Consider the following 14,170-nt stretch of genomic DNA (forward strand, 5'->3'; position numbering starts at 1 on the left):
AGCAGGAAAAGGGAGTGTTAGACTGTGCGGCTCTTGTACAGGGAGTACCCAGTTGACCCAGAGTGTGAATCACCAGGTGCGGCGGGCCATCATGGTCCAGCTCTATACCCACGCCTCCTTCAGCCTGCCTTGTCTGGCGCTGCTGGCGATCAGCTGGAGCCTGCTGTTCCACGACTACCTGCCCGCCAGGGAGGCGCTCGGCTGGCTTGGCCTGGTCTTCCTGTTGCTGCTGGGACGCTGGTGGCACCTGCGCTGGCGTCAGCCCCGGCTGGCAGATCTGCCGCTGCCGGTGCTGGAGCGGGAGCTCTTCATCGGGGTGACCATCACCTCCATCATCTGGGCCCTCGGCGTGCTGCTCTACATGGACAGGCTGCCGGACACCTACCGCGCCGCCATGTTGATGCTCACCAGCCTGATCCTCACCGGCAGCGCCATCATGCTGTTCGGCAGTCGCCGCACCCTCTACGGGGCCGTGCTGCCCCTCGGGTTTGCCATGCTGTTCGAACTCAGCGGCGGCAACGAGCAGGAGCGGATCGTCTCCTGCATGCTGGCGGGTTACCTGTTCGTGTTTCTGCCGACCCTGCTGCGCCGGTTGCGCCGGGATCAGGTGGCCTCCCTCTACCACAGTTTTTCCAACGCCGAACTGGTGGCCGAACTCAAGGCGGTCTCCGAGCATCTCAAGCTCACCTCCCGCCTGGACGGCCTGACCGGCATCGCCAACCGGGCTCACCTGGACGACACCCTGGCGCGGGCCTGGCGCCGCTGTCACCGGGCCAGGGCGCCCCTCTCCCTGGTGCTGGTGGATGTGGACTACTTCAAGCAGTTCAACGATCACTATGGCCATCAGCTGGGGGACCAGTGCCTGCAGCAGGTGGCGAGCCTGCTGGCCGAGGTGTTGCGGCGGGAGGACGATCTGGCCGCCCGCTACGGCGGGGAGGAGTTCGCCCTGCTGCTGCCCTGCACCACCTTGCAGGGGGCCATGCAGATCGCCGAGCAGGTGCGCACGGCCCTGCGCACCCTTGGCATTCCCCACCACAAGTCCCGGGTATCCGGCCGGGTCAGCTGCAGCTTCGGGGTGGCGACCCTGGTGCCGGATCAGCACCACTCCATCGCCGAGCTTATCCAAAAAGCGGATGCGGCCCTCTATCAGGCCAAGCATAATGGCCGGGATCGTATCGAAGTAGCCTTGATGGGTAAGGTTGCCTGAGTTTCACATGACAGATTAAAGAGGTCGTCTATGCAATGTCATCGTATCGAAGAGCTGCTGGAGCTGCTGCAGCCCGCCTGGATCAAGGAGCAGGATCTCAGCCTGGTGCAATTCATCGCCAAACTGGCGGCAGAAGCCGGTTATGAGGGCGCCCTGTCCGAGCTGACCGACGACATGCTGATCTACCACCTCAAGATGCGCGAATCCGACAAGCAGGCGATGATCCCGGGCCTGGCCAAGGATCATGTTCCTGACTTCAAGGAAGCCCTGCTCAAGGCCCGCGGCATCAAGTAACCCGGCCGCCGGGTTGCCGGAAGAGGAAGGTTTCAAGAGAATCTCCAAAAAGGTCCATAGTCAACTGGCTATGGGCCTTTTTTGTTGCCTGAAATTGCGACGGCACTCGAACTATAGATACATTTAACCCACACAATTAGCAGGCTGTTTAAGATATAATCGGCTTCATAACAATGTGAGTGGAGCTATGTGCTGCAATGGCCGACCAGGACAAGATCGATATCAAGGATGTGACCGACAAGAACGTCACCGGGACCTTCAATCCCCACACGTTCAAGGCGGGCGATGACAGGTTCAATCCCGGCAACCGCATCTACGTCAGGTCCCAGACCGGCTACTGGCAGCGGGTGCGCAAGGCCATGGGCTGGTTCTTCGTCGCTCTCTTCGTCACTCTGCCCCTGCTGCGCTATGACGGCCGCCAGGCGGTGCTGTTCGATCTGGAGCATCAGCAGTTCCACATCTTCGGCGCCACCATCTGGCCGCAGGATCTGACCCTGCTGGCCTGGGTCTTCATGATCGCCGCCTTCGCCCTCTTCTTCGTCACCACCTTCCTCGGCCGGGTCTGGTGCGGCTATCTCTGCCCCCAGACGGTGTGGACCTTCATGTTCATCTGGTTCGAGGAGAAGCTGGAAGGCGCCGCCAACAAGCGCCGCAAGCTGGATGCCGCCCCCTGGAGTGGCGAGAAGCTGGCCCGCAAGGGCGCCAAGCACCTGGCCTGGATCCTGCTGTCCCTGGGCACCGGCCTCACCTTCGTCGCCTACTTCCAGGATGTGTTCCAGCTGGTGCCTGACTTCTTCACCCTGCAGGCGAGCGGCTGGGTCATCTTCTGGGTGATCTTCTTCGCCGCCTGTACCTACGGCAACGCCGGCTGGATGCGCGCCATCATGTGCATCCACATGTGTCCCTATGCCCGCTTCCAGTCCGCCATGTTCGACAAGGACACCTACATAGTCGGCTACGACACCAAGCGCGGCGAGACCCGTGGCGCCCGTGGCCGCAAGGCTGATCCCAAGGCGCTGGGGCTGGGGGACTGCATCGACTGCGACCTCTGCGTGCAGGTCTGCCCGACCGGCATCGACATCCGCGACGGCCTGCAGTACGAGTGCATCAACTGCGGTGCCTGCGTCGATGCCTGCGATCAGACCATGGATCGGATGGGCTATCCGAAGGGGCTGATCAGCTACACCACGGAGCACAAGCTGGCCCACAACCAGACCCATGTGGCCAGGCCCAAGCTGATCGGCTATGGCCTGGTGATGGTCGTCATGCTGGGGGTCTTCGTCTACAACGCCATGTCCATCATGCCCATGGGGTTCGACATACTGCGGGATCGCAACCAGCTGTTCCGGGAGAACAGCGAGGGGCTCATTGAGAACACCTATACCCTGAAGATCCTCAACAAGACCCTGCAATCCCAGACCTATCAGCTGGATGTGGAAGGGTTGCCGGAGCACCAGTGGTTCGGCCCGCGGGAAGTGACGCTCAAGCCAGGGGAAATCTTCACCCTGCCGGTGAGCCTGGCGGTGGATCCCTTCAACCTGAAGCGGCCGACCCTGGATGTCCAGTTCGTGCTCAAACGGGAAGGGGCCGCACCGGACGACAGCAAGGGCACCCTGCGCCAGCCCAGCAAGTTTATCAGCCGGCTCTGAGGGGCCGTCCCTGGCGGCCGATCCTGCATGCCACGGGCGTCCGTGGCATGCCCCGGATCGGGATCATGGGCGGCATTGATCGGCTATCTCGGATAGAATGGGGCGCAACAGCGCCCCTTTCTCATGGTGGATGACATGCGTTTCAACTATTCCGACCTCAATCCCGATCTCATCATGGATGCGATCGATCTCAGCGGCCTGCGCATCGACTCCGGTCTCATCGAGCTCAACAGCTATGAAAACCGGGTCTACCAGTTTCAGGATGAGGATCGTCGCCGCTACGTGGTGAAGTTCTACCGCCCCGGTCGCTGGAGCCGAGCCCAGATCCTCGAGGAGCACGAGTTTGCCGCTCGCCTGCGTGAGACGGAGATCCCGGTCGCCGCCCCCATCGCCTTTGCCGGCGAGACCCTGCTGGAGCATCAGGGTTACCCCTTCGCCATCTGGCATAGCGTCGGTGGCCGCCAGTTCGAGGTGGACAACCTGGATCAGCTGGAGTGGGTGGGGCGCTATCTCGGTCGCATCCACAGGGTCGGGGCCAGTCACTCCTTCCACCATCGCGTCCAGCTGGACGTGGAGAGCATGCTGCACGAGCCGCGTCAGTTGCTGGCGGCCGGAGAGTGGGTGCCGAGCGGCCTGGCCAAGCAGTTCTTCGGGGTGCTCGACGAGCTGATCCGCCATGTGGGGGACGCCATGAGCCTGGACGTGGCGCGGATCTCCCTGCACGGGGATTGCCACCCGGGCAACATACTGTGGCGCGACGGCCCCCTGTTCGTCGATCTCGACGACTGCCGCACCGGTCCCGCCATCCAGGATCTCTGGATGATGTTGAGCGGCGAGCGCCACGAGCAGCAGATCCAGCTCGACACCCTGCTGGCCGGTTACGAGGAGTTCATGGAGTTCGACCCGCGGGAGCTGGCGCTGATAGAGCCCCTGCGAGCCATGCGCATAGTCCACTACATGGCCTGGCTGGCCCGGCGCTGGGAGGATCCCGCCTTCCCCCGTCACTTCCCCTGGTTCAATACGGATCACTACTGGCGCCAGCAGATAGCGACCCTGCACGATCAGCTGGAAGCGCTCAAGGCGCCGCCCCTGACGCTGATGCCGAACTGGTAAGTCGACGGTTCGCGGTACCCGCAGTACGGCCAGCAGGATGCGCTCCAGGCACTGCTGCTGACGCTGATGCTGAACTGGTAAGGCAAGCGGAGTTCGGCCAACTGGCGGTGCTCCGGGTCGCTGATGCCGGCCGGGCAAGCCCCGGCAACCCGGCCCAGGATGCCGGGGCGAGAGGCTTGGCCACCCGCCTTTGCCATTGACGGCGGGAGGGTGAGGCAATAGGCTTGGACTGCTTCGGTTCGCCGGGCGTGCCTCACAGTGATCCCTTAACAGGAAACGTCATGAAAAAAGTACTATTTTTCCTCGCTGCCATGCTGATGATCCCCATGGTTCACGCCGCCCCGGAATTCAAGGAAGGCGTCAACTATGACGTGGTCACCCAGACCGGCAGCGCCCAACCTGAAGTGCTGGAGTTCTTCTCCTACTTCTGCCCGCACTGCGCCAAGTTCGAGCCGATCGCCGAAGATCTGAAGAAGAGCCTGCCGGAAGGCGTGCCGATGAAGAAGAACCCGGTGGCCTTCCTGGGCCGCGAGATGGGCCCGGAGATGCAACGCGCCTATGCCGTCGCCAACCTGCTGAACGTCGAAGGCAAGCTGACCCCGGTCATCTTCGACAAGATCCACACCCAGCGTCAGGTGCCGCAGAGCCGTGCCGACGTGAAGCAGATCTTCGTGGACAACGGCGTACCGGCCGAAGAGTTTGACGGTGCCGTCGACAGCTTCGCCGTCTCCGGCATGGTCTCCCAGTTCGATCGCAACACCGAGAGCTACAACGTGCGCGGTGTGCCGGCCTTCCTGGTGAACGGCAAATACATGGTGAAGATTGAATCCATCACCTCCCAGGAGCAGTTCAACCAGCTGGTGAAATTCCTGCTGGCCAAGAAAGACTGACCTCTCCCGAGTCGATAAAAAAGCCCGCCGGTGCGAACCGGCGGGCTTTTTGTTGTCTGCTGTTCCTGTTCACACCCCGACGTGGAAGGCCTGCTTGAGGTTGCGGATGAAGTCCGCGTCCCGGCAGAGGGTCTTGCCCGGGCTGTCGGAGATCTTGGCAACCGGGCCGCCGTTGCACTCCATCAGCTTGAAGACGATGTTCATCGGGCTGACGCCGGGCAGATCGCAGGTGAGCTTGGTGCCGATGCCGAAGCTGGTGTTGATGCGGCCACGGAAGTGGCGCAGTAGCTCGACGGCCTTGTCGAGGTTGAGACCGTCGGAGAAGACCAGCGTCTTGTCCTTGGGATCTATGCCGAGCCGCTGGTAGTGGCTGATGGCCTTCTCGCCCCACACCACGGGGTCGCCGGAATCGTGGCGCAGCCCCTGATAGCGGCTGGCCAGCTCGAAATCGAAGTCGCGCAGGAAGGCATCCATGGTGATGCAGTCGGTCAGGGCTATGCCCAGGTGGTTGGTGAACTCGTCGAGCCAGCTGGTGAGGGCGGCCCGCTGGCTGTGTTCCAGCGGGAAGCCGAGCTGCTGGTGGGCCTGGAACCACTCGTGGGCCTGGGTGCCCACCGCCGGCAGCCGGTACTTCTGGGCCAGCTGGTAGTTGCTGGTGCCCCGAAATGCCGGCAGCCGCTCCTTGAGGCGACCCACCACCGCATCCTGCACGGCATGGGAGAAGCGGCGGCGAGTGCCGAAGTCGATGAGGTTGAACTCGCTCATCTCCTCGGGGCTGAGTTCCCGCTCCAGCTTGTCGATCTTCTGATCCAGCCGCGCCAGGGCCTGGATCACCCCGAACTGGGGATAGCGGAAGCGGTTGCGCATCTCGCTGATAATGGCGAGCACCGGGATCTCCCACAGGATCACGTCCTGCCAGGGCCCCTCGACCCGCACATTGATGCGGCCATCCTGCTCGAACACCTTGAGCAGGGAGGCATCCAGCGGCTTGCGGCGCAGGTGATCGAGGTAATCGGCGGTGAAGAAGGGGCGCTCGGCCAGGAAATCGAGCTCGGGTTCGGTCAGGCGCAGGGAGCCCGCGAGGCGCAGCTGCTCCTCGATCTCGCCCATCATGGGCAGCAGATCTTCCTCGTTGCGGCTGTGGAACTCGGCTACCACTTCGGCATCCGGATAGCGATGGAACACCGCCTGCTGCATGTGCAGCTTGTAGGCGTCGGTGTCGAGCAGGCTGGTGAGGATGGGTGGCATATCAGACTCCCCGCAGACGGGTGAGCACGATGGCGCTCCCCTGCCGCATATGTAGATTGCAGGCGCCGGTATCGGATTGGCGGGAAAAAATGGGTGACATATCAGGCGTCCAGCAGGCGTTGTACATCGACCAGGGTCTGGGCCAGTTCGGCGCCGGCCTCGGTCATCCGGGTGCGGGCCTGGGCCACAGTCTCGGGCGCTATGCCACGGCAGGCATCGAGATGGACGATCACCCGGAAACCGGCGCGGCGCAGCTGCAGCACGCTGGTCTTGACGCAGTAGTCGGTGGCGAGGCCCCCCACCAGCACTGTGCTGACCCCCTGTGCTTGCAGGAATTCGATAAGCCCGGTGCTGCGCCGCTCGGCCAGGTCATGGTAACAGGCGCCATAGGGATGCAGGTCCGGCTCGACCCCCTTCCAGACGAAGAAGTCATAGTCGATGGGGGCGGGCAGGCCATCGAGCAGTTCGAAGCCCGGGGTGCCCGGCACGCAATGGGCCGGCCAGGTGAGATCGGCGTTGGGCAGGTCCAGCGGTTGCAGCATGGCGGCGGGGTTTGTCACGACCCAGGCGGCGTTCGCTGGGTGGGCGTCCTTGCTGCCGATTCGCAGGCTGGCGAGGGCGGCCTGCGCGTTGAGAGCGGCCACTATGTCAGCCCCGCCCGCGACGGGCAGCTCGTTCGGGCAGAGGGGAGTGAATCCCTTCTGCGCATCTATATCCAGGCTGGCGATGGTTCCCATGGGTGGCTCCTGCACATAATATTCTTGTGATATTATCTACCAAACATTATTAGAAGGCGAGCAGGTCGACCGAGATGCCGAGAATGAGTCTGGATATGGTGGTGCTGCGGTTGCACGAGGAGCGGCTCGAGCTGCTCCTCGAGACCCGGGATCGCCCTCCCTTTAGCCACTGCTGGCAGTTGCCGGCCCTGCGCATCGACGAGACCCGGGATCGGGATCTAGATGCCGCCCGTCACCGCCTGCTGGGGGAGTGGGGGCTGGGTCATTGCTACAGCGAACAGGTCTGTACCCTCGGCAATCTGGAACGGGATCCCCGTGGCTGGTCCACTACCCTGGTTTATCTCTGTCTGGTGGAGCCGGAAGCGGAAGCCGTGCGAGGTCATTGGCACCCGCTTGCCGACCTGCCCGACCTGAATCTTGCCTTCGATCACGGCCAGCTGGTCGCCATGGGGCTGGAGCGGCTGCGCATCAAGAGCCGCTACAGCACACTGCCGCTGCAACTGCTGGGGGCCGAGTTCACCCTCTCCGAGGTGCAGCGGGCGTTCGAGATAGTCCTGCAGACCCCCATGAACACGGCGGCGTTTCGCAAGCGGATCCATCGCGCCGACATCCTGGTGGATACCGGCCGCAAGCGCACCGGCAAGCAGAGGCCCGCCATTCTCTACCGGTTGGAGAATCCCTGCTGCGTGATGTTCGATCAGGTGATGCACGGTGCGGAAGCATAAGCCGGTGCCTGCGAAAGCCGGATTGTCGCCCGATAGCGGGTCTGGTGCGCGGGCACCCTCACACAGGGAGTGACAGCATGGGAGAGACGGGAATGCACAAGGTGCTGGTGAGTGCCTGCCTGCTGGGCCAGCCGGTACGCTACGACGGTCAGAGCAAGGGGATCGTCAGCGACTGGCTGAAGGCGCTGGGGGCCGAGGGGAGGGCGCTGGCGTTCTGCCCTGAGGTGGCGGGCGGCTTGCCGACCCCCCGTCCACCCGCCGAGCGGCAGGGCGAGCTGGTGGTGACGATAAGCGGGCTGGATGTGACGGCCGAGTTCGATCACGGCGCCCGGCTGGCGCTGCAACTCTGCCAGGCACAGGGCATTCGCTTTGCCCTGCTCAAGGAGGGGAGCCCCTCCTGCGGCAGTGGTCGCATCTACAACGGCCGCTTTGAAGGCGTCTCCATGGCGGGAGAGGGCAAGACCACGGCCCTGCTGCGCCGTCACGGCATTCAGGTGTTCAGCGAGGATCAGTTGCCCGAGCTGGCGTCGGCCCTCTCCCTGGCGGCCACCGCAGCGGGCTCCTGAGCTCGCTGCCACTCTTCCAGAACGTCATCCTTCTCTTGCCAGCGCTGGTTCAGCCAGGCCTGAAAACCACGCTTGAACTGCTTGTCGTTGAAGTAGTCCCCCACCAGCGCCTCATCCACCGGCAACTCCTCGATGCGCACCTGAATGCGCTTCATCCGCCCCATCAGGAAGTCCTTGAACGGCGTTTCGCTGTTGTCCGGGTAGCGGATGGTGACGTTGATCAGGCTGTCGAACTGCTCCCCCATGGCCGCCAGGGTGAAGGCGAGCCCCGCCGCCTTGGGGGACATCAGGTGGCGGTAGCGGGAACGGGTCGCCTCTCGCTTCGCCTCGGTGAAGCGGGTCCCCTCCACGAAGTTGATGACTGTGGTGGGGATGTGGCGAAACTTCTCGCAGGCGTGGCGGGTGGTCTCTATGTCCTTGCCCCTCAGGTGCGGGTTGCGCAGCAGAAACTCCCGTGAGTAGCGGCGCATAAAGGGCATGTCCAGCCCCCAGCAGGCGAGCCCCAGCAGCGGTATGTAGATGAGCTCGTGCTTCATGAAGAACTTGGGCACCGGCAGCCTGTCCCGGAACAGATGGCCCAGCACCACTATGTCGGTCCAGCTCATGTGGTTGCTGATGATGAGGTACCAGCCATCCTTGCGCAGCCGGGTCTCATCCTCGAGCTGCCAGTCGATGCGGGTGGTGAGGCGGATCACCAGGGCGTTGCAACCCAGCCACAGCCTCATGAAGCCATTGTTGAGCCGGCTGCAGGCACGGCCGAAGACCGGGATGGGCAACAACAATTTCCCTAGGGAGACCAGCAGGATCAGGCTGGCGCACAGGGCGGTGAACAATATGGTCAGGCCGGCGCTGATGAGCAGCACCAGGGGGCCGGGGAGCAGGCTTAGCATGGGTGTCGTTTACTGCGTCTTGTCCGCCAGCAGCTGACCCAGGGTCTGGTCTTTCTCGCGCCAGATCCCGTTCAGCCACTGTTGAAACTCTTGTTGGAACTCGGGGTCATTGAAGTAATCCCCCACCAGATTGCGTTCGATCGGCAGAAAGCGGACCCGAACCTTGATCTCCTTGACCCGACCGCACATGAAGTCCCAGTAGCTTGGGATGCCGCCCGGATAGGCGATGGTCACATCCACCAGCTTGTGCAGTTGATCCCCCATGGCCGCCAGGGTGAAGGCGATGCCGCCAGCCCTCGGGTGCAGGAGGTGGCGATAGGGCGCGCCCTGTTTGTCGTGCTTGTGGGCGGTGAAGCGGGTGCCCTCCACGAAGTTCATCACACTCACCGGAATGTGGCGGAACTTGGCACAGGCCTTGCGCGTCGTTTCTATGTCTTTTCCCTTCAGATGCGGCTTCTTTTCCAGCAAGCTGCGTGAATATCGCCGCATGAAGGGGAAGTCCAGCGCCCACCAGGCCAGACCGAGAAAAGGTACCCAAATCAGTTCTTTCTTGAGGAAAAACTTCAGGAAGGGAATTTTTTGATTAAAAATCCGCTGCAGTACCAGTATGTCGACCCAGGATTGATGGTTGGCAACCACCATATACCACTCATTCCGGCGCCCTTTGTCCACTCCGACCACCTCGAAAGGGGTTCTGATGATGGTTTTCTGGATCAGGTTGTTGAAACCTATCCAGCAGCTGGCACAGCCGTCCAGCAGGGCGTTGCAGAGGGTGCGCCAACCCTTGAGCGGCAGCAGCAGCTTGATGAGGCCGAGCAGCAGTATGGGGACAAACCAGAAGAGGGTGTTGAGGAAATAGAGCAGGGTCGAGAGGCAGCCGCGCAGCCGCTCTATCAGCTTGTTATGCATGAATCGGATCCGTTTTCGTGTCTGTGGGTGGTAACCAGGTGGTCAGATCTGTGGCCATAATATCAGCCGATCCGGCGCTAGACCATGAATGCACCGCATTGACGCCGGGATCTCCTCGCCATCATGTCGCGATCACTGGCCGCTGCGCAGCCGTGACAGCAGCCTGTCCATGGCCCTGTAACCGAGCGCCTCGATGAGATGCTCCTTCTCGATGGCGGGGCACCCCGCCAGATCGGCGATGGTGCGCGACACCCGCAGTATGCGGTGCCAGGCCCGGATGCTGAGCCCCAGCTTCTGGATGGCGTTCTCCAGAAATTCGGCATCTTGCGGTGATAATCGGCAAATATCCTCTATCTCACGACTATCAAGCTGGTTGTTGAGTTTACCGTTGCGGCTTTGCATGCGCTCCCGCGCGGCCAGTACCCGATCGCGGATCTGCCGGCTAGACTCCCCCCGCTCCGCCTTGCCGGTCAGGCTCCCCTTGGGCAGCAGCGGCACCTCCACCGTCAGATCGAACCGATCGAGGAAGGGGCCCGAGAGCTTGCCGAGGTAGCGCAGTATCTGATCCGGGCTGGAGCGGGTCTGGCCGTCCCCGTAGTGGCCGCAGGGACTGGGGTTCATGGCGCCCACCAACTGGAAACGGGCGGGGAAGTCCACCTGGCGGGCGGCGCGGCTGATGGTGATGTGGCCGGTCTCCAGCGGCTCTCGCAGGGAGTCCAGCACCTTGCGTTCGAACTCAGGCAACTCGTCGAGAAACAGCACCCCGTTGTGGGCCAGGGAGATTTCCCCTGGCCTCGGGTGGCTGCCGCCTCCCACCAGGGCCACCGCCGAGGCGCTGTGGTGCGGCGTGCGATAGGGCCTGTGATGCCAGTGACCGGCGCGGGGGGTGAGGCCGCCGATGGAGTGGATGGCGGCGGTCTGCTGCGCCTCCTGCTCGCTCAGCGGCGGCAGTATGCCGGGCAATCGGCTCGCCAGCATGCTCTTGCCGGTGCCGGGCGGGCCGATGAACAGCAGGTTGTGGCTGCCGGCGGCGGCGATTTCCAGCGCCCGCTTGGCCTGGGACTGGCCGATCACATCCTGCAGATCCGGCACGTCGGGCAGGGCGTCCGTGGTCTGGGGCTCCGGCAGGGGCAGCTCGTACTGACCCGCCAGCCAGGCGGTGACGGCCAGCAGCTGGTGGGCGGTGCGCACCTCGGCATCCTGGATGAGGGAGGCCTCGGGGCCGTTCTCCCGCGGCACCAGCAGGGTGCGCCCCGCGTCGCGGCAGGCGAGCACCGCGGGCAGTACCCCGAGCACGGGACGGATCTCGCCGGTCAGGGCCAGCTCCCCTAAAAACTCGTGATCGAGCAGGTATTTTGCAGGTATCTGCTTGGAAGCGGCGAGAATGCCGATGGCGATGGCCAGATCGAAACGGCCTCCCTCCTTGGGCAGATCGGCGGGGGCCAGGTTGACCGTGATGTGTTTGGAGGGGAACTCGAAGTTGCCGTTGAGCAGGGCGCTGCGCACCCGATCCCGCGACTCCTTCACCGAGGTTTCCGGCAGGCCCACCATGTTGAAGGCGGGCAGTCCGTTGGATAAATGGACTTCCACCGTGACTTGCGGCGCCGCGATCCCCAGGCTGGCACGGCTATAAACCACAGCTAATGACATAAATCCCGTCCTTGGTTTGATGTATGTGCTGGTTAACCGTTTTTTATTAGTTTTTTGTTCCAGAGAGCAGCTTGCAGATCAGTCAAAATCAGAGTCTTGTCAGGTAAAAAATGCTTGCCCAATAAAAATCACCGTGCTAGTTCTAATAGCCATTCGCGGTGCAAACCGCCCCCATCTCACAGGATTTCCGGTTGTAACTATGAACATGGCCTCCCGTTTCGTCAGCATTATTGTGGTCCTAGTGGTGATTATTATCTCACCGCTCGGGGCTCGTTTAGCTGCACGGAACAAGGGATAGACCCACCACCGGACAGAACGAAACAAGCGACCCCCGAGCCTCACGGCCCGGGGGTTTTTTTTCGACCAAAGGACAGGATTTCCACATGAACGGCGCGCAGTTTTTGGTACAGGCTCTCAAGAAACAGGGTGTGACCCAGGTGTTTGGTTACCCGGGCGGGGCCATCATGCCGGTCTACGACGCCCTGTATGACGGTGGCCTGGCCCATCAGCTCTGCCGTCACGAGCAGGGTGCCGCTATGGCCGCCGTGGGTTATGCCCGCGCCTCCGGCCAGGTGGGGGTCTGCATCGCCACCTCGGGCCCGGGAGCCACCAACCTGGTGACCGGCCTGGCGGAGGCGCTGCTCGATTCCGTGCCCCTGGTCGCCATCAGCGGCCAGGTGCCCTGCGCCGCCGTGGGCACGGATGCGTTTCAGGAGGTCGATGTACTCGGCATGTCCCTCTCATGCACCAAGCACTCCTTCATGGTGACGGATCCCGCCGATCTGGGTCGGGTGCTGGCGGAAGCCTTCGCCATCGCCACCGAAGGGCGTCCGGGTCCTGTGCTCATCGACTTTCCCAAGGATGTGCAGCTGGCCGCCGTGCCGACCCAGAGCCCGCTGTTTGCGGTGGAGGAGCCCGAGCCCATCAATCCGGCCGAGCTGACCCTGGCCCGTACCCTGCTGGCCGCCGCCGAGCGCCCGGTGCTCTATGTCGGCGGTGGTGTGGGCATGGCCAATGCGGAGCAGCAGCTGCGGGACTTTGCCGCCGCCACCGGCATGCCGGCGGTCACCACCCTCAAGGGGATAGGTGCCCTCGACCCTGACAGCCCCGTCTACCTCGGCATGCTCGGCATGCACGGCACCAAGGCCGCCAACTATGCGGTGCAGCAGTGCGATCTGCTGGTGGTGGTGGGCGCCCGTTTCGATGATCGGGTGACCGGCAAGCTGGAGGAGTTCGCCCCCGAGGCCAGGGTGATCCACCTGGACGTGGATGCCGCCGAGTTCGGCAAGCGCCGCGCCGCCGACGTGGGCATCACCAAGGATCTCAAGCGGGTGTTGCCCGCCCTGGCCATGGCGCTGGCGATCGATCCCTGGCGTGAGCACTGCGCCGCCATGGCTCGCGAATATGCCTTCCGCTACGACCACCCGGGCCAGCCCATCTATGCCCCGGCCCTGCTCAAGCAGCTCTCGGCACGGCTGCCGGACACCAGCGTGGTGGCCTGCGACGTGGGTCAGCACCAGATGTGGGTGGCCCAACACATGCGCTTCACCAGCCCGCGCAATCACCTCTCCAGCGCCGGCCTCGGCACCATGGGCTTCGGCCTGCCCGCCGCCATCGGCGCCAAGATGTCGCGCCCGGATGACGAGGTGGTGCTGGTGAGCGGTGACGGCTCTTTCATGATGAACGTGCAGGAGCTCGGCACCATACGCCGGGCCCAGCTCAAGGTGAAGATGGTGCTGATCGACAATCAACGCCTCGGCATGGTGCGCCAGTGGCAGGAGCTGTTCTTCGACGGCCGCTACAGCGAGACCATACTCTCCGACAACCCGGATTTCATCGCCCTGGCCGCCGCGTTCGGCATCCCGGGCGAGACCATCACATGCAAGGAGCAGATAGCCGGTGCACTCGATCGCCTGCTGGCAAGCGAGAGTGCCTACCTGCTGCATGTGGCCATTTCAGAGGAAGAAAACGTCTGGCCCCTGGTTCCGCCGGGAGTCGCCAACCACAAGATGATGGAGCAACGCCCATGAAGCAGCACAGCTTTCACCAACACACCCTGCATATCCACGCCCAGCCCAGACCCGAAGTGATGGAGCGGGTGCTGCGGGTGGTGCGTCACCGTGGCTTCGCTCTCTGCGCTCTGAACATGGAGCAGGATTGCCAACAGCTGCGGATCACGGTTACTGTCGAGTCGGAGCGTCCCATCCAGCAGTTGTGGAGCCAGCTGGTCAAGCTGGTGGATGTCTCCCGGGTCGATGCACTGGAACAGCAACCCCGGATCAGCGCTTAAGG

14 protein-coding genes are annotated in these 14,170 nt (G+C 63.2%); 9 read left to right on the plus strand and 5 right to left on the minus strand.

Features of this window, described 5'->3' with window-relative positions:
• Positions 1-52 precede the first annotated feature (52 nt).
• From ACWPWQ_RS04570 to ACWPWQ_RS04590, 5 genes are all read left to right on the plus strand, one after another.
• On the plus strand, positions 53-1,207 hold the full coding sequence (locus tag ACWPWQ_RS04570) for a GGDEF domain-containing protein (protein WP_319913883.1): 1,155 nt from the start codon (positions 53-55) through the stop codon (positions 1,205-1,207).
• A 30-nt stretch (positions 1,208-1,237) separates the two neighbouring features.
• On the plus strand, positions 1,238-1,501 hold the full coding sequence (locus tag ACWPWQ_RS04575) for a YihD family protein (protein ID WP_025328759.1): 264 nt from the start codon (positions 1,238-1,240) through the stop codon (positions 1,499-1,501).
• A gap of 197 nt (positions 1,502-1,698) precedes the next feature.
• On the plus strand, positions 1,699-3,150 hold the full coding sequence (ccoG, locus tag ACWPWQ_RS04580; protein ID WP_454009110.1) for a cytochrome c oxidase accessory protein CcoG: 1,452 nt from the start codon (positions 1,699-1,701) through the stop codon (positions 3,148-3,150).
• A gap of 123 nt (positions 3,151-3,273) precedes the next feature.
• Positions 3,274-4,263 carry a serine/threonine protein kinase gene (locus tag ACWPWQ_RS04585; RefSeq protein ID WP_139438096.1) on the plus strand — a complete coding sequence of 330 codons (990 nt, stop codon included), beginning with the start codon at positions 3,274-3,276 and terminating at the stop codon, positions 4,261-4,263.
• A gap of 281 nt (positions 4,264-4,544) precedes the next feature.
• Complete coding sequence (locus ACWPWQ_RS04590) at positions 4,545-5,153, plus strand: thiol:disulfide interchange protein DsbA/DsbL (RefSeq protein WP_139438094.1); 609 nt, start codon at positions 4,545-4,547, stop codon at positions 5,151-5,153.
• A 69-nt stretch (positions 5,154-5,222) separates the two neighbouring features.
• Here ACWPWQ_RS04590 and pncB read toward each other — a convergent pair whose 3' ends face one another.
• Both pncB and ACWPWQ_RS04600 read right to left on the minus strand, forming a co-directional pair.
• Positions 5,223-6,401, minus strand: a complete 1,179-nt coding sequence (pncB, locus tag ACWPWQ_RS04595; RefSeq protein WP_454009111.1) for a nicotinate phosphoribosyltransferase — start codon at positions 6,399-6,401, stop codon at positions 5,223-5,225.
• A 101-nt stretch (positions 6,402-6,502) separates the two neighbouring features.
• The gene (locus tag ACWPWQ_RS04600; RefSeq protein ID WP_454009112.1) at positions 6,503-7,138 is read right to left on the minus strand and encodes a nicotinamidase; all 636 of its coding nucleotides are present in this window, start codon (positions 7,136-7,138) and stop codon (positions 6,503-6,505) included.
• A 74-nt stretch (positions 7,139-7,212) separates the two neighbouring features.
• On the opposite strand from ACWPWQ_RS04600, the gene ACWPWQ_RS04605 reads away from it, so the two are divergent.
• Together ACWPWQ_RS04605 and ACWPWQ_RS04610 are read left to right on the plus strand one after the other, a co-directional pair.
• Positions 7,213-7,863, plus strand: a complete 651-nt coding sequence (locus tag ACWPWQ_RS04605) for an NUDIX hydrolase (RefSeq protein ID WP_139438088.1) — start codon at positions 7,213-7,215, stop codon at positions 7,861-7,863.
• Positions 7,864-7,940: 77 nt separating this feature from the next.
• Positions 7,941-8,429: a DUF523 domain-containing protein gene (locus tag ACWPWQ_RS04610; RefSeq protein ID WP_342058852.1), complete on the plus strand. Its 489-nt coding sequence runs from the start codon at positions 7,941-7,943 to the stop codon at positions 8,427-8,429.
• On the opposite strand, the gene ACWPWQ_RS04615 is transcribed toward ACWPWQ_RS04610, so the two are convergent.
• From ACWPWQ_RS04615 to ACWPWQ_RS04625, 3 genes are all read right to left on the minus strand, one after another.
• Positions 8,372-9,319, minus strand: a complete 948-nt coding sequence (locus ACWPWQ_RS04615; RefSeq protein WP_454009113.1) for an acyltransferase — start codon at positions 9,317-9,319, stop codon at positions 8,372-8,374. The genes ACWPWQ_RS04610 and ACWPWQ_RS04615 overlap by 58 nt on opposite strands.
• 9 nt (positions 9,320-9,328) lie before the next feature.
• A complete protein-coding gene (locus ACWPWQ_RS04620) occupies positions 9,329-10,228 on the minus strand; it encodes an acyltransferase (protein ID WP_025328750.1) in 900 nt (299 codons plus the stop codon).
• 132 nt (positions 10,229-10,360) lie between these two features.
• Positions 10,361-11,878 (minus strand): YifB family Mg chelatase-like AAA ATPase, encoded by a 1,518-nt coding sequence (locus ACWPWQ_RS04625; RefSeq protein WP_454009114.1) that lies wholly within the window; start codon positions 11,876-11,878, stop codon positions 10,361-10,363.
• Between the two features lie 383 nt (positions 11,879-12,261).
• Between ACWPWQ_RS04625 and ilvG the strand changes: the two genes are divergently transcribed.
• Together ilvG and ilvM are read left to right on the plus strand one after the other, a co-directional pair.
• On the plus strand, positions 12,262-13,908 hold the full coding sequence (gene ilvG / locus ACWPWQ_RS04630) for an acetolactate synthase 2 catalytic subunit (RefSeq protein WP_454009115.1): 1,647 nt from the start codon (positions 12,262-12,264) through the stop codon (positions 13,906-13,908).
• Positions 13,905-14,168 (plus strand): acetolactate synthase 2 small subunit, encoded by a 264-nt coding sequence (gene ilvM, locus ACWPWQ_RS04635; RefSeq protein ID WP_139438078.1) that lies wholly within the window; start codon positions 13,905-13,907, stop codon positions 14,166-14,168. Before ilvG ends, ilvM begins: the two co-directional genes overlap by 4 nt.
• Positions 14,169-14,170: the final 2 nt, after the last annotated feature.

This window comes from Aeromonas sp. Marseille-Q7275, from assembly GCF_965119515.1.